Raw genomic sequence first — 18,450 nt, 5'->3', positions numbered from 1 at the left:
TTAGCTGATATCCAGCTTTAGTAGTTGCGAATGGCGGTGAATGCCGCAAGCAACTTCTGTGAATCTTTTTTGCCTGTTGCACTTTCTACACCAGAGTTTAAATCTAACCCCAAGCAACCTAGTGTCGCTGCTTGTTGAGCATTTTCTGGCGACAGTCCGCCTGCTAGCATAATTTGACTTGGGTCGCCGATCAGTGACCAGTCGAACACTTGACCGGTTCCGCCAGTTTGAGTGCCAACTTGCGCATCTAATAGATGGCGGTCAATGTGGTCTGCAAGTAGTTCTGGCTTCGCATCAGTCACGCCATAAGCTTTCCAAATTTCTACCGCTGCTGGCAGTTCGGCTTTGAGTTGGTTTACGTAAGCTTGGTCTTCTTGACCGTGCAGTTGCACCGCTTTTAAACCCAAAGAGGTCACGACAGAAGCAACAAAATCGATATCGTGATTTTGGAAAACGCCTACGTAGTTAAGTGGAGCACCGCTCATGGTTAAGCGAGCACTTTCAAGGTCAACTGCACGCTTCGACTTCTCGACAAAAATCAGGCCACCAAATACCGCACCAGCTTGATATGCCTTTGCTGCGTCATCTGGATGCGTTAAGCCACAGACTTTGTTTTCACCCAACGTGACTTTGCGTACTGCAAGCTCTAGGTTGTCTTCCGCCATCAGCGAACTACCAATCAAGAAGCCGTCTGCGTATTCCGCTAAATCACGAACTTGTTGATGCGTATAAATGCCAGACTCTGAAATCACGGTCGCGTTTGGTGCTAATTCGCGAATTGTCGGTGCCAGTTCTTTAGTACGATTCAAATCGGTACTTAGGTCGCGCAAGTTACGGTTATTGATGCCGATAACGCGAGCGCCCAGCTTAACGGCACGGTGAAGCTCTTCTTCGTTGCTGACTTCGGTCAGAATGCCCATGTTCAGGCTGTGTGCTGCTTCTTCTAGGGCTTTGTACTCTTCATCATTGAGGACAGACAGCATTAGCAAGACAGCATCAGCACTGTAATGACGCGCTAGGTAAACTTGGTAGGTATCTACCATGAAGTCTTTGCACAGAACTGGCTGTTTGACTTGACCACGCACTTGAGGAAGAAAGTCAAAATTACCTTGGAAGTATTTCTCGTCTGTTAATACTGAAATTGCATCAGCATGGTTGTTGTAAACCGATGCAATGTAATCCAAGTCGAAGTGATCACGAATCAAACCTTTGGAAGGAGACGCCTTCTTACATTCGGTGATGAATGCTGTCTTTTCGCCACTCAGTGCATCGTAGAAGCTGCGGTCCGATGGCAGCAAATCAGACTGAAATGTGCTTAGCGGTTGAGACACCTTACGGTCTGCTACCCACTGATATTTGTCGCGGACAATTTTTGCCAGTACTTCTGCCATTTCTGCTTCTTTCTTAGAAACGTGTTCAGACAGGTTGTCAGCTTGCTGAGTGTTGAAGTCAGTCATCTTCTTCAATTCCTTAAGCGTGTGCGGCAAGTTGTTGTACCAATTGGTACGCCTTGCCTGAATTCATTGCTTCAATCGCTTGTTGCGTGTTGGCTTTTAAATCTTCGTGGCCGAATAGACGCATTAGCAGCGCAACGTTCACCGCCACTGCGCCCAATTGTGCGTCTGTGCCTTTACCCGTCAGGATATTGGTAATAATCGCTTTGTTTTCTTCAGGATCACCGCCTTTGATCGCTTCTAGCGGGTGCGCATCTAAACCGAAGTCTGCAGGCGTTAGTTTGTATTCTGTGATCTTACCGTCTTTGATCTCTGCAACGGTTGTTTCACCGTGAATCGCCACTTCGTCCAGACCGCTACCGTGTACTACAGCGGCGCGCTTCATACCCATTTGTAGCATGGTTTCTGCGATAGGACGAACCAGTTCTTCACTATAAACGCCCATCAATTCGATGTTAGGACGAGCAGGGTTAATCAGTGGGCCAAGAATGTTAAAGATGGTGCGTGTTTTCATGGTTTGACGCACTGGCATCGCATGACGCACACCACCGTGGTATTGAGGTGCAAATAGGAAAGCAACACCGATATCGTCGACCGCTTTGCGCGTATCTTCTGCGCTCATGGCTAGGTTGATACCAAATGAATCAAGAAGGTCAGAAGAACCCGATTTGCTTGAAACGCTGCGGTTACCGTGTTTCGCTACTTTTAGACCACATGCTGCAGCAACAAACGCCGCAGTGGTTGAAATATTGATGGTGTTGTGACCGTCGCCGCCAGTACCTACGATATCTGCGAAATCGTAATCTGGGCGAGGGAATGGGTTTGCGTTTGCCAGCAGTGCTTTCGCTGCGCCTGCAATTTCGTCTGGTGTTTCGCCTTTGATTTTTAGTGCAGTCAGTGCTGATGCCATCAAAATTGGATCTAGTTCACCACGGATAATGATGTCGAATAGCTGTTGGCTCTCTTCCTGAGTAAGCGATTCTTGCTCGTACAGTTTGGTAATAATAGGGTTGATGATTGCTTCCATATTTCCTCTCCTAAATTTCTTATGTGCCAAGTGCTTTTTAAGCAGTGAGTGGGTTCGCTGAAGTTTGTTCTTCAAGAGCCCATTCAATGGCATTGGCCAACAGTGTTGCTCCGTAGGTCGTCATAATAGATTCCGGGTGGAACTGGAACCCGCAAACTTTATCTTCTTCATGTACAACAGACATTACCAAGTCATCCACTTCTGCTGTGATGGTTAGGCTCTCAGGAACCTTGGTCGCAACAAGCGAGTGGTAACGTGCAATTGCAAGTGGTGATGGTAGGTTTTGGTAAATCGCATGGTTTTGGTGCTCCATCATAGAGACCTTACCGTGAATGATTTCGCCCGCGCCAGCAACGGTGCCACCATACGCTTCAACAATCGCTTGGTGACCAAGACAAATACCGATCATCGGCACTTTGCCTTTCATGCGTTGGATAAGTTCTGGCATTGAGCCTGCCTCTGAAGGTGCACCTGGGCCTGGTGATAGAAGAACCACTGGGTTTTCAAGCTCATTCACCGCTTGTTCAATGGTTTCTGCTGGGATGTTGTTTCGGTAAATCTTGACTGTGTGACCTAGCGAGCGGAATTGATCCACAAGGTTGTAGGTGAACGAGTCAAAGTTGTCGATAAAAATGATATTAGCCATCTCTGAACCCTATTCCTTATTGTGACTTATGCGCTGCTTGGATAGCAGAGATTACCGCTTGTGCTTTGCCGCGCGTTTCGTCTGCTTCCGCTTGTGGATCAGAGTCGAACACCACGCCTGCACCAGCTTGAACTTGAGCAATGCCGTTCTCAACGTACGCTGAGCGAATTACGATACATGTGTCGAGTGTACCTTCGCCGGTAAGGTAACCCACAGCACCGCCGTAGCTACCGCGTCGTGCGCCTTCTACATCGCGAATCAACTGCATTGCACGAATCTTTGGTGCACCAGTGAGCGTGCCCATGTTCATACAAGCTTGGTATGCGTGCAGCGCGTCTAGGTCCTCACGCAGTTGACCAACCACACGAGATACTAAGTGCATTACGTGGCTGTAGCGGTCGACTTTTAGTAGGTCTGCTACGTGGCGAGTGCCAGCTTGAGCAATACGAGCGACGTCGTTACGTGCTAAGTCAACCAACATCATGTGTTCTGCGTTTTCTTTCATGTCGGTGCGCAGTTCAAGTTCGATGCGGCTATCTAGGTCGAAATCGATCTCTCCATTCAGGCGTTTACCACGGCGACGTGTGCCTGCAATTGGGTAGATTTCAATTTGGTTGGTGTCGGTTTCGTATTTAAGCGCGCTTTCTGGTGATGCGCCAAACAAAGTGAACAGCTCATCTTGCATGTAGAACATGTAAGGGCTTGGGTTACTTTGTTTCAGTTCTTTGTAAGCAGCGAGTGGAGAAGGGCAAGGTAGAGTGAATCGGCGAGATGGTACGACTTGGAACACATCGCCTTTCACTACGAACTCTTTTAAGTCGCGAACGATTTGACAGAAGTCTGAATCAGATACGCTAGGTTCTACCGTTACGTCGGCGATTTGCTCTGCATTTGGAAGTAACTTTGGCGCCGCACATTGAGCGCTGATTTCTGCGATGCGAGTCTCTAGCGCTAGTTTTTCTGAATCATCCACAAACAATGTAGCTTGAAGCTGGCAAGATTCCGTTTGATGGTCGACAACAAGCAATGTTTCCGCTATGTAGAAAACGTAATCTGGACATTGATTGGTTGCTTTTGCATTACCAAGCGGCTCGAAGTTTGCGACTAAGTCGTAGGCAAACAGACCGCCAAGGAAAATCGCGTGTTTGTCTTGCTGTGAAACATCGAAGCTGTGTTGCACTAAACGTAGCGCGTCAAAAGAAGAAGCTTCACGTAGGCGAGAGTCTTCATCTAACGTGTCGCATGGCTGGCTAAACTCCAAAGTCAGCGTTTCGCCATCGAACTTACTTTCAACGTCACCACGGATGTTCTGGTTTAGGTGAGACAGTAGGTTTTTACCGTTGTTGGTTAACGCCTGCATGTTTACAGTGTGGCCGTAACAAACGATGCGCACCGCTGAATCTACGATTAAAAGTGATTTTAGATTCTGTTTCGAATCAATTTCAGCGGATTCGAGAAGCAAGCTATCTCTTTTGTTCTCACAAATGGTATGGAACAAACGTGTTGGGTCTTGAGTGTAAGGAACCGAAGTCTTTAATACTTCTAGGCATCCAAGTTTCTTGATTTCTATGGCCTTATTCACAAGACCTCCTTGTAGCTGTCTAAATCTTCCTGCCGTACATAGTCGCATAAAGCAAACGTTCTCCCAATCTAGAGTTAGCCATATTCGATTAATGTTTAGGCAGTTGAATGTGAAATGAGCAACAAAACAAAAAAGCCCGCTTAAGTAGCGGGCTTTACAACGTTTGGTTCTATAAACTAGAAGTATACGTTTGCCCACCAAGAACTAGTCCAAGTGCGCCACCAAGCAAGATCTGATGAGTTTGTCTTATTAAGACAAACCGCAACTTTCGCTTTTTGGTTTTGGTTAAATTCTTGTAACATGGTGAACCTTAAATTACGTACTTTGTATTTGTGTACTAGTTAACTAGTGCGAGAGTAAAAAGTCAACCCCAAAACAGCATTAAAACGATAAAAATATGAGAATTGATTTACATAGTCACACCACTGCATCGGACGGTCGGTTAGAGCCTAAAGATTTAGTGGAAAGGGCGCTGAGTTTTGATATCGAGGTTTTGGCGATCACTGATCACGATACGGTTGACGGCTTGGCGTTAGCCAAGCAACACGTTCAAGACAATAATTTGCCGATCAAAATCATCAACGGCATTGAGATATCGACTGTCTGGCAAAACAAAGACATTCATATTGTCGGTTTGAATATCGATCCGGAAAATGAACAATTATCCGCCCTCATCGAGCAGCAGAAGCAGCACCGCATAACAAGGTCAGAGTTAATTGCAGAGCGACTACAAAAAGCAACTCGGGAAGGTGTGCTCGAAGAAGTAAGGCAGATCGCCGGTGATGCGCCTGTTACGAGAGCGCACTTCGCGAAATGGTTGGTGGATAATGGTTACGCAAAAACCATGCAAATGGTGTTTAAAAAATACCTAACGCGTAATAACCCAGGTTATGTACCACCGAATTGGTGCTCGATGAAAGATGCGGTTGATGCTATCCATGCTGCTGGTGGTTTGGCGGTATTAGCGCATCCTGGAAGATATAAGTTGACAGCGAAGTGGATTAAGCGTCTTCTAGCAGCGTTTGTAGAAGCAAACGGCGATGCGATGGAAGTTGCACAGCCACAGCAAGCGCAACAAGAAAGGCGCAACTTGGCTGATTATGCTATACAATACAAACTATTAGCGTCTCAAGGCAGTGATTTTCACTACCCATCCCCTTGGATGGAGCTAGGAAGGAACCTTTGGTTGCCCGCAGGCGTCGAACCAGTTTGGAAAGATTGGGGTATTGATCCTTCGTTGGATATATCAAAGTAACCTCAAAGCGTGGGTTTCAGCATCAAATAACTGGAAAGTGTATATTGGGTATTAATGTGGCTTTCCTTGTCGTTGGAACTGAACAACACTTTGAATCTTGAAGTCACTTGATAAAACACAACAAGGCGGCATTCAAGCTCCACATAAGAATATAGAGCCGAGAGGCTCGATAATGAGGAATTACAATGAGCCAGTTTTTTTACGTTCACCCAGAAAACCCACAGGCTCGCTTGATTAATCAAGCAGTAGCAATCATTCGTAACGGCGGCGTTGTGGTGTACCCTACCGATTCAGGGTACGCACTTGGCTGTCAGTTGGAGAACAAACAGGCACTGGAACGAATCTGTCAGATCCGTCGTCTGGATGATAAGCATAACTTTACATTACTGTGTCGTGATTTGTCGGAACTTTCTCTATATGCGCGAGTGGATAACTCTGCATTCCGACTACTGAAAAACAACACACCAGGTCCTTACACCTTCATCTTCAAAGGCACGAAAGAAGTGCCGCGTCGTTTGATGAACGCGAAACGTAAGACCATCGGTATCCGTGTTCCAGACAATCAAATTGCCTTGGACTTGTTGGAAGCATTAGGTGAACCGATGATGTCTACGTCGTTGATCCTACCTGGCAGTGACGTAACAGAGTCTGATCCGGAAGATATTCGCGATAAACTAGAACATGCGGTTGATGTGATTCTTAATGGCGGTTACTTAGGTGAACAACCTACGACCGTCATTGACTTTAGCGAAGGTGAACCTGTTGTGGTGCGTTTGGGATCAGGTGACCCGGCACCATTCGAATAATTCGATTAATAGACGTACACCACCGTCAAACAAAATAGGAGGCATCGCGCCTCCTATTTTAGTTTCTTATTATTGAGTATCTCAGCGAACTTCGCTGATTGAGATTAAGCGAAATCGAAAATGTCGATACCATTTTGTTCAGCATAGTTGATGTATGCAGAGCTCACGCCGTTTAGTGTCACTTCAACATTGTATTCATCACTAGAGAATACCGCCCAACCACACTCGTTGTAAGATAAAGTAAGATCATCCGCTGAATCTAAGAACGTATCGCGAATGCCATCATTGTCGGTGTCTCTGCCCATATCGAAGACAAGTTTGTCATGAAAAATATTAAAATCGACAATATCGGCTTTAATATCAATATCGTTGGAAGATACAGGTTGATCGGGTACACCAATAGCCAGGCGGTTTGTAAGCACGAAAGTGTCGTCTCCACAGCCGCCGCTCAGTACTGATTCACCATCGCCAACGACGAGCGTGTCGTTACCCCAACCCCCACTCAAGTAGTTGTTGCCTGAGTAATCAAAAATTGTATCATCGCCACAACCACCAAAGAGCTTGTCATTTCCTAATCCGCCTGATAGGAAGTCGTTGCCAAAGCCGCCAGAAACAAAGTCGTTCCCTCGGCCACCGAGCAAGGTATCGTCTCCCCAGCCCCCGAAGACAACATCATTGCCTCCGTATCCTACGAACTTATCATCACCACAGAAGCCGAAGAAAATATCGGTTGTTTCAGACCCTTTTGTACCGGTCATATCGTCATCTTGAGATGTCCCAAAAATCCAATTTAGGTCTAGATTTAGCATAGACATTGTTCTATTCCTTTTTGTCTGATTTATGCCAATCGCCGAAAATGCAGAGCTAATCTAGCTAGTTAAAATACACGATAACGTTAGTGTCATTTTTAATAGTAAATAGTGACTTACCGATGCTTCTTGTCTTGCTATGAGTGCTCATTTATCCACGATGATTGGTATTACTTAGCAGCAAACCGGGACTGTTTATTCTTCGTTGTTTTTAAAGCAACACGAACAGTAAACACACCCCAAGTGGTTATCGTTGTAACCCTGACAATTTTATCAGGTACTGCACGGTTAAAGTGGCTCGGGAAGACCGATATTAGTGGGATTCTCGCTGGGCAATATCAGCATTAAGTAGGAAAAAAGTTGCAGAATAGAGTAAATATTTTCGACGTTTTAAAGTGAATTTTTGGTGTGGAGAATAGCGCCGATTTAGCTTACATTAACTGAGAAAGTTACGTATAATGTCGGACCGAAAAATCCCACTGAAATGGGTAATTAGCAAAATACAGACCAATTCTGGTCTAGACGTCTGTGAAGACGACACATAGGTAGATAAATGAGCGAAAAGTTACAAAAAGTATTAGCACGTGCTGGTCACGGTTCTCGTCGTGAGATTGAATCGTTAATTAAATCTGGTCGCGTTAGCGTGAACGGTGTAGTCGCTAAGCTTGGTGAAAGACTTGAAGACGAGAGCAGCGTAGTTCGTATCGATGGTCACATTGTCTCTGCAAAGATTCAAGAAGAAGTGATTTGTCGTGTACTTGCGTACTACAAACCCGAGGGTGAACTGTGTACTCGTCACGATCCAGAAGGTCGTCGTACTGTTTTTGATCGTCTGCCAAAAATTCGTGGCTCTCGTTGGATTTCAGTTGGTCGTCTGGATGCGAACACTTCTGGTCTTCTGCTTTTCACAACGGATGGTGAACTGGCGAACCGCTTAATGCACCCAAGCCGCCAAGTTGAACGTGAATACCTAGTACGTGTGTTCGGTGAAGTAACTGAACAGAAAGTTCGTAATCTAGTAAAAGGTGTTGAACTGGAAGACGGTTTAGCTCGCTTTGAAGATGTTGTTTACGCGGGTGGTGAAGGCATGAACCACACGTTTTACGTTGTTATCAACGAAGGTCGTAACCGCGAAGTTCGTCGACTATGGGAATCGCAAGAGTGTACCGTTAGTCGTCTGAAACGTGTTCGTTACGGCGACATCTTCTTAGACAAGAAACTGCCTCGTGGTGGTTGGATGGAGCTTGACCTGAAAGAAGTAAACTACTTGCGTGAGCTTGTAGAGCTTCGTCCAGAAAAAGAAACCATGCTTGATCTGAACAAAGACAACACGTCACGCAAACGTGAGCGTGCACGCAGCCAAAAAATTCGTCGCGCAGTTAAGCGCCATGAAGAACGTGTTAACACGCCAAAAGGCCGCAGCAACAACCCTTCTCGTCGTAAGCCGAAGAAGACTGCTGGTGACCAAGGCGCACGTAACAAGCATCGTTAATCGATAGCAAAACATCAGAAAGGCTTGCCAATTCGGCAAGCCTTTTTCTTATCTGTTACATAGCGAAAGGATCTAAAGCCGATATAGAGAAGGGTGTTTGGATAAACAAATATCGCAGCTAAACAAAAACAGCAGATAAAAAAATACCAGCACTAGGCTGGTATTTTTTTATCATGATGAAGAAACATTAATCGCGTTTCCAAAGCATATGGCAGAACTTATGTTCAGGGTCTCGGCTGATTAGCATACGAGCAAATACGTCATCAAGAACGTCATTTTCCTCATTTACTAGGCCGATACGAACCTCTGCATATACTTCTTTGTCGATCTCGAAGCCAACATGTTCAACCCAGTCATCACCAGTTTCAACAAGTTCTGCGGCACCACGATCTTCAAATTGCGCAGTAAACAGAATCACGTCAGCAGGCTCTAGATTATCTGGAGCCATTTCAAGGAAAATGTCGTACGCTGCGTCGATGACGTCGTCGTAAGAAATCAAATCAGACATGCTTATGCTCGGCTCATGTATTTACGTTCAGCTGTGTTAATGATAACACGGTCACCAGTTGCAATGTACTCAGGAACCTGGATGACAAGACCTGAAGCGAAGCGTGCTGGTTTAGTTCGAGCAGATGCAGAAGCACCTTTGATTGAAGGGTCAGTTTCTTCAATCACTAGCTCAACAGAAGATGGTAGTTCAATACCCACAGCAGCACCGTTAACAAGGATAATGTGGATACCTTGTGTATCTTCGTTGATGAACAGCATGTCGTCTTCAACTTCATTGTGCTTGAATGTGTATTGTGAGTAGTCTTCGTTATCCATGAAGATGTGCTCATCGCCGTCAGCGTATGAGTACACAACTGCACGTTTGTTCATTTCTACCGTTTCAACAACGTCATCAGACTTGTAACGCTCATCTACACGTGCGCCCGTGTTTAGATCTGTACAACGCATTTTGTAGATTTTAGCGCCGCCACGACCGCCAGGAGTCGTTACTTCGATGTCTTTAACTAGAAGAGTTTTACCATTAGACTCGATTGCGAAGCCTTTTTTGATTTCACTTGCCTTTGGCATTGTATATTCCTATTCATACTTATTAAGCAAAACTCGGTGATTATAGCGCTAAGTTAGCCGCCTAGCATTAAAATTCATTGCAGAAATTTGTTGTTACTCCCATGACTAAACACCTGAATGGACTTGATTCAGTGAGTCGGCTAAGAGAACATATAGCTCAACTTCTTGAACCATCTGAGATCACGTTTTAAGTCATGTCTCTGCCTGTTATCGATCCTAAACAACCATTTCAACCAGAGTTTGCGCCTTTAATTAGAGAAGTCACCGCTTGTCTCAAAGGTGGACTGGGGCAAAACTTACACAGCGTTTATGTGTATGGTAGCGTCGCTCGCAAAACAGCGGTCGCTGGGAGGTCGAACTTAGACCTGGTTGTCGTTACTCAATCATCCTTTGAGCACAATCGCGCGACTTTGCTCAACACAATTAAGTGGCGTGCGCAGCAGAGTTACCCTCAAGTTAATGGTGTATCGGTCCGTACAGCCTTAGTGAGCGAAGTAGCTAATTTAGATAGTATTTTCACTTGGGGCTTTATGCTTAAGCATTGCTGTGTCTGTGTTTATGGTGATGATCTAGCAGACTGTTTTGGTGATTACGTCCCAAGTTGGGAAATTGCTAAGCACTGGAATATGGATGTGGAAGATTGGATTACGGTGTATCGCAAAAAAATCGTACAAGCGAAGACGATAGAAGAGCAGGTGGCCGCTCAGCGCGTGATTGCTAAAAAGTTACTAAGAGCGTCATACTCTTTGGTGATGTATCGAGATAAACGTTGGTTTGATGACCCCGTAGAGTGTGGCAAGGTATTCTTAACTTATCATCCTGAAAAGCAGCTTGAGATCGAGCGGCTAGAAATCTTACTTTCTGGCCGGGGTATTCCCAAGCGTTCTGTTATCGGGCTAATTGATGCGTTTGGTGATTGGTTGGTCAAACAGTACCAGAAAACAGAGTTTCGTATCGGCTAAAACAACCCCATTTGTGGCGCTGAAAGCCTGTCAAAGTCCGTCCCAATGAAAGGGAGAATCGCATCCGCAACGGGTTTGAGTTGTTTATCAATGTAATGTTGATAATCAATCGGGCTATTGAGGTACTCATAAGGTTCAGGACCGTTCACGGTAATAATGTATTCAATTCGTCCTTTGTTTTGATACTGTAATGGGCGGCCAAGCTTGGCATTTATCTCATCGGCTAAACGAGCTGCACGCACTTGTGGCGGGACGTTCTTCTGATACTCATGCAGTTTTCTGCGCAGTCGCTTTTGATACACCAACTGTTCATCAAATTCACCGTTGTTAGTTTTCTCAACCATCTCTCGGACATAGTCGCTTGGATCTTCACCATGGAAAATCATGCTATAGAGTGTATTTTGAAATTTCTGTGCTAACGAGGTCCAGTCAGTACGGGCACTTTCTAACCCTTTAAATACAATCCGTTCTTGCTCTCCTTCACCGATTAAACCCGCATAGCGCTTTTTCGAGCCAGTTTCTGCGCCACGAATCGTTGGCATAAGGAATCTGCGATAATGGGTTTCATACTCGATTTCCAACATAGATGTTAGGTTGTACTCAGAACGCAGGTGTTTTTGCCACCAAGAGTTGATGTAATCAACTAATTGATTTCCAACAGCGTCGGCTTCTACTTGACTGTATGGTCGATTCAACGACACGAATGTGGAATCCGTATCGCCGTAAATCACTTGATAGCCTTGTTCCTCAATCAGCACTTTAGTTTGCTTCATGATCTCATGTCCGCGCATGGTAATACTAGAAGCTAATCGAGTATCAAAGAAACGACATCCCGATGAGCCCAGTACGCCATAAAAGGAGTTCATGATGATTTTGATTGCCTGAGAAAAAGCTTTTTCATTGTTCTTTTTCGCGACATCACGTGCCGCCCAAAGCTTTTCAATCATTTCTGGCAAAAAGTGTTTCGTACGATGGAACTGACCACCGCGAAAGCCAGGTACTGCCTGATCATCTTTTTTACCAATATCGAGTAATAACCCCTCAACCAAACCCATAGGATCAATCAAGAAAGAGCGAATAATCGATGGGTATAGACTCTTAAAATCCAATACTAAAACAGAATCATATAGGTTAGGGATGGAGTCCATCACGTAACCGCCGGGGCTCGCAATCCAATTTTCTGGGTGTAGATTCGGGGCAACATAGCCTGCTCGGTGTATCTGAGGCATGTATAGGTTTGTGAATGCTGCAACCGAACCGCCGACACGATCCAGTTCTACACCAGTGAGGCGAGAGCGTTCAATTGCAAAGTCGAGCAGGTGAGTGTGATTGAAAATCTTGTTCACCAACACGCAGTCTTGTAAGTTATATTTAGCCAGCGATGGTTTGTCGGAGCGGTACATACGATTGATCTCATCCATACGGTCATGAACGTTGTGGATTTCTTTACCTTCCCCCAAGAGTTCTTGAGATACAGACTCTAATGACCAAGATCGAAAGTGGTAAGTAGCCGTTTTTAGCGTATCGATACCATCCATCACAACTCGCCCTGGAATGGAGATAAACCCTTGTTGGCTTTGAGATGAACTTCTAAAAAAGCTGGCTTGGTCTGCTCTGCCAAGCATTAGCTTCATGTTGTGCCATTCTGCTCGTTTGTGTAGCAGACGAAAGTCAAAATCAATGACATTCCAACCGACAATGACATCGGGGTCGAATTTTTTAAACCAATCGATGAGTGCTTCTAGAAGCGCCTTTTCATCCTGGACCCATTGTATCGGTGTATCCGAAGGTTCTGGTTCTCCGATCATGATAACGCGGGAATCCATGACGCTGTCTAATCCGATGGAGTAAAGAATGCCTTTCTCAGAGCATTCTAGATCTAACGAGACAACGTTTAACTTCGGCTCATATTGCCCCGTACGGCATTTTGCGTTCTGGACGCGTTGGTAGCCATTGGTACGAGTCACATTGCCTGTAAACTCAATACTGCCTTTAATAAAACGCTCCATGAGGTAGCGATCGGCGAGGCGAATATCACTTTCGTAAGTGGTGATATCATTTTGAGCGAACGTGTCTTTAAGTGTGAGAGCGTCTCTGGTTACGTTGTTATAGCATGCAGAAAGAGGCGTATGTTCAAACGTTTTGAGATCCAAAAGGCGGATGTCGACGGGTATGTTTTTTTCTCGCGCGAGTGTTTTTGCTTGCTCTGAGTGTTTCTGAGCGATGAAAAATACTGGCTTCTCACCATTAATAATTAACTGAGTAGGACCTGCTTCTGTCGAAAGCCACAGCTCGATTTGAGTTTGACTTTTGATGTCTCGTGCCTGTCGAGTAAGCAGAAAGCCTTGTTGGATATTCAAATGTGAGAAACCTTAGAAAACTTGAAGAACGCTAGTTTAACATTAAGAACTGTAAAAATAACCAGTAAAGAAAACGGTTCAAATTTTTGCTGGAATTAGTGATTACAAGTTAGCCTCTGGTGCAAGAGGGACAGTGTCATTTTAAGTTATAGCGTGTTTCTCTGGGCAATATGAAACCTAGTTACTTGATTTATTGTACTTAATGTTGTTAATTGTCTTTTCTTAGATTTCGGTTCTGCTCATCACGCTCTAAAATAATAGAGTGGTTTATGAATAAGTTCTTGCTAAAGTTTGCGTTTCAGCACATATTCATAGAAAGCAATTTTTTGTCGATTACGTTAGTATATAGGCAGTCATACTGATATCCACATTTAACAAATAATGGTTATGTGGGTGCAGAACCAATACAAAGTGTGGAGATACAAGTTTGATAAATGTTTTCCTTGTAGATGATCACGAGCTGGTTCGCACAGGGATACGACGTATTATTGAAGACGTCCGTGGAATGAACGTAGCAGGAGAAGCTGACAGCGGTGAAGATGCAGTAAAATGGTGTCGCAGTAATCATGCTGACGTCGTTTTAATGGACATGAACATGCCAGGAATTGGTGGCTTGGAAGCCACTAAAAAAATTCTTCGCGTGAATCCTGATGTGAAAATCATCGTACTTACCGTTCATACAGAAAACCCGTTTCCAACCAAGGTGATGCAGGCAGGTGCGTCTGGTTATTTAACCAAAGGTGCTGGCCCTGATGAAATGGTGAATGCGATTCGTGTAGTTAATAGTGGGCAGCGTTACATCTCGCCAGAGATTGCGCAGCAGATGGCATTGAGTCAATTTTCTCCAGCCTCTGAGAACCCTTTTAAAGACTTATCCGAACGTGAATTGCAGATCATGCTTATGATCACCAAAGGCCAAAAAGTAACGGATATTTCTGAGCAATTGAATTTAAGTCCAAAGACAGTCAACAGCTATCGCTACCGACTCTTTAGTAAATTGGACATTAATGGTGACGTTGAGTTAACTCACTTAGCGATTCGCCACGGAATGTTGGACACCGAGACCCTTTAGTGTGAATCCTCCCTTCGATTCGGCTTCCTTTCTCAAGACAGTAACTCATCAGCCCGGCGTTTACAGAATGTACAACGCCGAAGCTGTTGTCATCTATGTAGGTAAAGCCAAAGACCTAAAAAAGCGCCTTTCAAGCTACTTTCGAAAAAAAGTAGACAGTGAGAAAACTCGCGCGCTTGTCAGTAATATCGCCAAAATTGACGTCACAGTGACTCACACTGAGACAGAAGCGCTGATCTTAGAGCATAACTACATCAAGCAGTATTTGCCGAAATACAATGTGTTGCTGCGAGATGATAAGTCTTACCCTTATATCTTTATTAGCGGTCATAAGCACCCACGGCTTTCTATCCACCGTGGCGCCAAGAAGCGCAAAGGTGAATATTTTGGCCCCTACCCAGATTCTGGTGCAGTAAGAGAAACATTGCATTTGCTGCAAAAGATATTTCCTGTGCGCCAGTGTGAAGACACTGTCTATTCCAACCGAACGCGCCCATGTTTGATGTACCAAATTGGTCGTTGTGCAGGACCATGCGTTAATACCATCATTTCTGATGAAGAATATGCAGAGTTGGTTGGCTTTGTGCGAATGTTTTTGCAAGGCAAAGATCAGCAAGTACTCAAACAGTTGATTGAGAAAATGGAAGTTGCCAGTCAGCAATTGCGCTTTGAAGATGCCGCTAAATTTCGCGATCAAATCCAAGCGATTAGGCGTGTTCAAGAGCAGCAGTACGTCTCAGAAGACAGCATGGATGATATGGATGTACTCGGGTTTGCTCAGGAGAATGGTATCGCGTGTATCCATATCCTGATGATACGCCAAGGTAAAGTGCTTGGTAGCCGTAGCCATTTTCCGAAAATCCCACAAAATACAAGCCAGCAGGAAGTGTTCGATAGTTTTCTGACTCAATACTATTTGAGCCACAACGAAGCGCGCACGATTCCTTCTCGTATTATTTTGAATCAAGAGTTGGCAGAAGATATTGCGCCAATACAGAAAGCGTTAAGTGAAGTGGCAGGTCGTAAGGTTCATTTCCATACCTCGCCAACTGGCTCTCGAGCAAGGTATCTCAAGCTTTCGAACACGAATGCACTAACGGCGATTACCACCAAAATCAATCACAAGATGACGATTAATCAGCGTTTTCATGCGCTTCGCGAAACATTGAAGTTGGAGTCTATTGCTCGAATGGAGTGTTTTGATATCTCCCATACCATGGGGGAAAGTACGATTGCATCGTGTGTGGTGTTCAGCAATGAAGGCCCCGTTAAGCAGGAGTATCGTCGCTATAACATCACTGGGATTACCGGTGGTGACGATTACGCTGCAATGGGACAAGCGTTGGAGCGCCGTTATTCGAAGCAATTGGACGTAGAGAAAATTCCCGACATCATCTTTATCGATGGTGGTAAAGGTCAGTTAAATCGTGCGCATGATATTATTTCGCAATATTGGGGTGATTGGCCAAAGCGTCCCATCATGATTGGTATTGCGAAAGGGGTCACTCGCAAACCAGGCTTAGAAACGCTGATTACAGTCGATGGGGACGAGTTTCATTTACCAAGCGATGCTCCAGCGCTGCACCTTATTCAACATATTCGTGATGAAAGCCATAACCATGCTATAGCGGGGCATCGTGCTAAGCGAGGTAAAACCAGACGTACGAGTGCACTTGAAGGGATTGAGGGAATTGGCCCTAAACGACGTCAGGCGTTACTCAAGTACATGGGTGGGTTACAAGAACTTAAACGTGCAAGTGTCGAAGAAATCGCCAAAGTACCGGGAATAAGTCACTCTTTAGCAGAAATTATTTTCCAAGCATTGAAACAATAAGGAAAATCGCGCAACATTAAGCCGCAATGTGTAAGAGAATAATAAAATGCGTTTGAATATCCCGAACATTCTGTCTCTTCTTAGACTGTTCCTAATCCCTGTTTTTGTGGTTGTCTTTTATCTACCTTATTCATGGGCACCGTTTGCAGCAGCAATGGTGTTTTGGGTAGCGGGTTTTACTGACTGGCTTGACGGCATGTTGGCCCGTAAACTTGGCCAAACTTCTCGTTTTGGCGCGTTTATTGATCCTGTCGCTGATAAAGTGCTAGTGGCAACGGCATTGATTCTAATCACGGAACATTATCATTCAATTTGGGTGACCATTCCTGCGGTAACGATGATTGCGCGAGAAATCATTATCTCAGCATTGCGAGAATGGATGGCTGAAATCGGTAAGCGAGCGAGTGTTGCGGTATCTTGGGTTGGCAAAGTAAAAACTGTTTCGCAAATGTTCGCCTTATGGGTGTTGATATGGCGTTACGATGAATGGATGGTTTGGTTAGGCTTTGCGGCCTTGTATGTGGCTACTTTCTTGACATATTGGTCAATGATTCAATATTTAGCTGCTGCGAAAGACGATCTGTTGAATGAAGAGCATCATTAAATTCTGATATTAGAAAGCAGGCTTAATAGCCTGCTTTTTTGTATCTAAGATAATCTACGGCATTTCTTTGCTTCTCACGTTTTTCAATGCTTGCTAACGGCCATACTTGAAATTTCTATCTGAGAGTTCCTGTTTCGATAGAATTCCATATGTGATCTAAGTCTTGTTTTTGCCCTTGGAGAGCCTCAGAGAAGCGAGTCTCCTGATTGTTAACGCTTCAATACACGTAACGCACGGCCAGCAGTGTAAGGCGTAGCCAAAGTTTTATGATAAACAAGTGTATTTAAGCGATTTTTAGTATTAAAACTAAGCAATCTACCGTCTTTCGCACAAATTCTAGTCAAACGATTTAAAAAAATAAAAATAGTGTTGACTCGATCGCTCGAATCCGTAGAATGCATTCCGTACCCAAGAGAGCACAGCTCAACAGGGTGGTGAAAAAGCTTAGCTTTGTTCACAGATGAGGCGCCTTGGCAGAGTGGCTATGCAGCGGATTGCAAATCCGTGGACCTCGGTTCGACTCCGGGAGGCGCCTCCATTATTCTTTTGAGAGTGAATGGCTTTCGAGAATAAATGCGACACTAGCTCAGTTGGTAGAGCGCAACCTTGCCAAGGTTGAGGTCACGAGTTCGAACCTCGTGTGTCGCTCCAAATTTTATTGATATGGCGTTAGCGGTATCAGATGGTGTTTTACTTTTCTGTAAAGGCATCACAAAGAATATTTGTGTGCCCTGGTGGTGGAATTGGTAGACACAAGGGATTTAAAATCCCTCGACGTTCGCGTTGTGCCGGTTCAAGTCCGGCCCGGGGCACCATCTCATATTAAATGCGACACTAGCTCAGTTGGTAGAGCGCAACCTTGCCAAGGTTGAGGTCACGAGTTCGAACCTCGTGTGTCGCTCCAGATTTAAGGCCCAGCATGAAAATGTTGGGCCTTTTTTGTATTTCTTCAAATCTTAAATTTCTTCTCTGTGATGGATTTCGTTAAGCACTGAGCTCCTTCAGCTTACTAACTTAACTTCTTGTTAATTTTAGCCATAGCAACGTCACTTCATGGCCATACCCATCCGGCTAGTTTAAGTTTAGTCAATCAAAGTTCTGTGAATAAAGACTCATCGATTTAGGCTGAGCAGTAACGTAAATACTAGCTCTGTTAAATACCTTGGATACTGAAAATAATGTTCTACGATTAAAGAGTGGTATGTTCATAAACCGTTTTGGTTCATGGCGCTGATATTGTAAGGATATTTGTTTAAATAACAGGTATTTGAGAAAAGAAGAAAAGCGTTGTAGATGAGTATGAATGTATAAATATCACTAGGGGGAACTTTGTTGTGATTTGCGTCACTGTTACTAATATGAAAAATCGTTGCCAGAAGATTTTATTTTGTGATAAATTCGCGCGCAATCTCGGAGCGTAATTAACAACGTTTGATCTCTGGGGGATACGCGTAGTGACCATTCAAGCTG

Annotated in this window: 16 protein-coding genes, 4 tRNA genes and 1 other annotated feature; of the genes, 11 read left to right on the top strand and 9 right to left on the bottom strand. The window is 44.6% G+C overall.

From position 1 onward, the window contains the following. Positions 1 to 17: 17 nt before the first annotated feature. From trpCF to NDJ01_RS00410, 5 genes are all read right to left on the bottom strand, one after another. Entirely contained in the window at positions 18 to 1,457 is a 1,440-nt protein-coding gene (trpCF, locus tag NDJ01_RS00430; RefSeq protein ID WP_258586062.1) for a bifunctional indole-3-glycerol-phosphate synthase TrpC/phosphoribosylanthranilate isomerase TrpF, read from the bottom strand. A gap of 13 nt (positions 1,458 to 1,470) precedes the next feature. Then, positions 1,471 to 2,481: an anthranilate phosphoribosyltransferase gene (gene trpD, locus NDJ01_RS00425; RefSeq protein ID WP_104971911.1), complete on the bottom strand. Its 1,011-nt coding sequence runs from the start codon at positions 2,479 to 2,481 to the stop codon at positions 1,471 to 1,473. 37 nt (positions 2,482 to 2,518) lie between these two features. After that, positions 2,519 to 3,127: an aminodeoxychorismate/anthranilate synthase component II gene (locus NDJ01_RS00420; protein ID WP_145532954.1), complete on the bottom strand. Its 609-nt coding sequence runs from the start codon at positions 3,125 to 3,127 to the stop codon at positions 2,519 to 2,521. 16 nt (positions 3,128 to 3,143) lie between these two features. Beyond that, entirely contained in the window at positions 3,144 to 4,709 is a 1,566-nt protein-coding gene (locus NDJ01_RS00415) for an anthranilate synthase component 1 (protein WP_226420906.1), read from the bottom strand. Positions 4,710 to 4,835: 126 nt separating this feature from the next. Next, positions 4,836 to 4,939 (bottom strand) — a sequence feature (Trp leader region). Next, a complete protein-coding gene (locus tag NDJ01_RS00410) occupies positions 4,886 to 5,011 on the bottom strand; it encodes a trp operon leader peptide (RefSeq protein WP_005394819.1) in 126 nt (41 codons plus the stop codon). (Overlaps the previous feature by 54 nt.) A gap of 95 nt (positions 5,012 to 5,106) precedes the next feature. Here NDJ01_RS00410 and NDJ01_RS00405 point away from each other — a divergent pair, with 95 nt between their 5' ends. Together NDJ01_RS00405 and NDJ01_RS00400 are read left to right on the top strand one after the other, a co-directional pair. Then, positions 5,107 to 5,964 carry an RNase RNM gene (locus tag NDJ01_RS00405; protein WP_005394817.1) on the top strand — a complete coding sequence of 286 codons (858 nt, stop codon included), beginning with the start codon at positions 5,107 to 5,109 and terminating at the stop codon, positions 5,962 to 5,964. A 185-nt stretch (positions 5,965 to 6,149) separates the two neighbouring features. Beyond that, positions 6,150 to 6,770, top strand: coding sequence for an L-threonylcarbamoyladenylate synthase (locus NDJ01_RS00400; protein ID WP_005376791.1), 621 nt, complete (start codon positions 6,150 to 6,152; stop codon positions 6,768 to 6,770). Positions 6,771 to 6,874: 104 nt separating this feature from the next. Here the strand turns inward: NDJ01_RS00400 and NDJ01_RS00395 are convergent, their stop codons facing one another. Further along, positions 6,875 to 7,585 carry a calcium-binding protein gene (locus NDJ01_RS00395; protein WP_005394815.1) on the bottom strand — a complete coding sequence of 237 codons (711 nt, stop codon included), beginning with the start codon at positions 7,583 to 7,585 and terminating at the stop codon, positions 6,875 to 6,877. A 547-nt stretch (positions 7,586 to 8,132) separates the two neighbouring features. Here NDJ01_RS00395 and rluB point away from each other — a divergent pair. Then, the gene (rluB, locus tag NDJ01_RS00390; protein WP_005376798.1) at positions 8,133 to 9,071 is read left to right on the top strand and encodes a 23S rRNA pseudouridine(2605) synthase RluB; all 939 of its coding nucleotides are present in this window, start codon (positions 8,133 to 8,135) and stop codon (positions 9,069 to 9,071) included. Between the two features lie 187 nt (positions 9,072 to 9,258). On the opposite strand, the gene NDJ01_RS00385 is transcribed toward rluB, so the two are convergent. Both NDJ01_RS00385 and yeiP read right to left on the bottom strand, forming a co-directional pair. Beyond that, positions 9,259 to 9,579 (bottom strand): HI1450 family dsDNA-mimic protein, encoded by a 321-nt coding sequence (locus NDJ01_RS00385; protein ID WP_005376800.1) that lies wholly within the window; start codon positions 9,577 to 9,579, stop codon positions 9,259 to 9,261. A 2-nt stretch (positions 9,580 to 9,581) separates the two neighbouring features. After that, entirely contained in the window at positions 9,582 to 10,148 is a 567-nt protein-coding gene (gene yeiP, locus NDJ01_RS00380) for an elongation factor P-like protein YeiP (protein WP_005376801.1), read from the bottom strand. A 194-nt stretch (positions 10,149 to 10,342) separates the two neighbouring features. On the opposite strand from yeiP, the gene NDJ01_RS00375 reads away from it, so the two are divergent. Then, positions 10,343 to 11,110, top strand: a complete 768-nt coding sequence (locus tag NDJ01_RS00375; protein ID WP_258586061.1) for a nucleotidyltransferase domain-containing protein — start codon at positions 10,343 to 10,345, stop codon at positions 11,108 to 11,110. Here NDJ01_RS00375 and NDJ01_RS00370 read toward each other — a convergent pair. Further along, positions 11,107 to 13,470 (bottom strand): DNA polymerase II, encoded by a 2,364-nt coding sequence (locus NDJ01_RS00370; protein WP_258586060.1) that lies wholly within the window; start codon positions 13,468 to 13,470, stop codon positions 11,107 to 11,109. The genes NDJ01_RS00375 and NDJ01_RS00370 overlap by 4 nt on opposite strands. Before the next feature lie 427 nt (positions 13,471 to 13,897). On the opposite strand from NDJ01_RS00370, the gene uvrY reads away from it, so the two are divergent. The 7 genes from uvrY (at position 13,898) to NDJ01_RS00335 (ending at position 17,884) form a co-directional block, all read left to right on the top strand. Continuing rightward, on the top strand, positions 13,898 to 14,542 hold the full coding sequence (gene uvrY, locus NDJ01_RS00365; RefSeq protein ID WP_005386783.1) for a UvrY/SirA/GacA family response regulator transcription factor: 645 nt from the start codon (positions 13,898 to 13,900) through the stop codon (positions 14,540 to 14,542). A gap of 1 nt (position 14,543) precedes the next feature. Further along, a complete protein-coding gene (uvrC, locus tag NDJ01_RS00360; protein WP_258586059.1) occupies positions 14,544 to 16,376 on the top strand; it encodes an excinuclease ABC subunit UvrC in 1,833 nt (610 codons plus the stop codon). Positions 16,377 to 16,422: 46 nt separating this feature from the next. After that, entirely contained in the window at positions 16,423 to 16,980 is a 558-nt protein-coding gene (gene pgsA / locus NDJ01_RS00355; RefSeq protein WP_005394805.1) for a CDP-diacylglycerol--glycerol-3-phosphate 3-phosphatidyltransferase, read from the top strand. 464 nt (positions 16,981 to 17,444) lie between these two features. After that, a tRNA-Cys gene (locus tag NDJ01_RS00350) sits at positions 17,445 to 17,518 on the top strand. 37 nt (positions 17,519 to 17,555) lie between these two features. Beyond that, positions 17,556 to 17,631: transfer RNA gene (locus tag NDJ01_RS00345), tRNA-Gly, on the top strand. A 77-nt stretch (positions 17,632 to 17,708) separates the two neighbouring features. Next, positions 17,709 to 17,795, top strand: a tRNA-Leu gene (locus NDJ01_RS00340). Positions 17,796 to 17,808: 13 nt separating this feature from the next. Continuing rightward, positions 17,809 to 17,884 (top strand) — tRNA-Gly (locus tag NDJ01_RS00335). The last annotated feature ends 566 nt before the right edge of the window (positions 17,885 to 18,450 follow it).

Origin of the sequence: Vibrio sp. HS-50-1, assembly GCF_024747315.1 — a bacterium.
Taxonomy (GTDB): domain Bacteria; phylum Pseudomonadota; class Gammaproteobacteria; order Enterobacterales; family Vibrionaceae; genus Vibrio; species Vibrio diabolicus.
This window is presented reverse-complemented; position numbering and strand designations above follow the sequence as displayed.